This window comes from Acidimangrovimonas sediminis, from assembly GCF_002871005.1.
Classification (GTDB): Bacteria; Pseudomonadota; Alphaproteobacteria; order Rhodobacterales; family Rhodobacteraceae; genus Acidimangrovimonas; species Acidimangrovimonas sediminis.
Genome location: NZ_PHSN01000076.1, coordinates 1 through 996 on the forward strand (window position 1 = coordinate 1; position 996 = coordinate 996).

The 996-nt window shown below is 67.9% G+C and carries 1 protein-coding gene; it reads right to left on the minus strand.

Annotated features, from left to right (window positions below; genetic code table 11):
* Window positions 1-113: 113 nt before the first annotated feature.
* Window positions 114-996 (minus strand): NAD(P)(+) transhydrogenase (Re/Si-specific) subunit beta (locus CVV76_RS24385; RefSeq protein WP_146010399.1); only part of this gene is annotated, 883 nt, incomplete at its 5' end.

A 996-nucleotide genomic window follows, 5' to 3' on the forward strand; every position in this document is an offset into this window, starting at 1 on the left:
CCCCTCCGCTCAACGCCCCGTAGCGCGCGTTTCGACGCCCCTCCTCCTCCCTGAAACGTCGAACGCCCGGCAGTCGGCTGCCGGGCGTTCCGTTTCGTCGTGGTGGGGCGGGCCTACTCCACCAGGCCCACGAGCTTCGACACGCTGTCCTTGGCATCGCCGTAGTACATCCGCGTGTTGTCCTTGTAGAACAGCGGGTTCTCGATACCGGAATAGCCCGTGCCCTGGCCGCGCTTCGAGACGAAGACCTGTTTCGCCTCCCACACCCGCAGCACCGGCATCCCGGCGATGGGCGAGTTCGGATCCTCCTGCGCCGCCGGGTTCACGATGTCGTTCGACCCGATCACGATCACCACGTCGGTCTCTTTGAAGTCCTCGTTGATCTCGTCCATCTCCAGCACGATGTCATAGGGCACACGGGCCTCGGCGAGCAGCACGTTCATGTGCCCCGGCAGGCGCCCCGCCACCGGGTGGATCGCGAACCGCACCTCCTTGCCCTGCGCGCGCAGCTTGCGCGTCAGCTCGCTGACCGCCTGCTGCGCCTGCGCCACCGCCATGCCGTAGCCCGGCACGATGATCACGCTGTCGGCCTCGCGCAGCGCCTGCGCCACCGCGTCCGACTCGATCGCCACCTGCTCGCCCTCGATCGCCTGCGCCGGGCCCGTCGTGGTGCCGAACCCGCCCAGGATCACGCTCACGAACGACCGGTTCATCGCCGCGCACATGATGTAGCTCAGGATCGCCCCCGAAGACCCCACCAGCGCGCCGACCACGATCAGGAGGTCGTTGCCGAGCGAGAACCCGATCGCCGCCGCCGCCCAGCCGGAGTAGGAGTTCAGCATCGACACCACCACCGGCATGTCCGCGCCGCCGATCCCCATGATCAGGTTGTAGCCGATGAAGAACGCAAGGATCGTCATCAGCACAAGCGCCCAGCCGCCCGCGCCGCCCATGAACAACAGCAGAAGCAGGAAGGACAGCCCCGCCGCCCCCGCG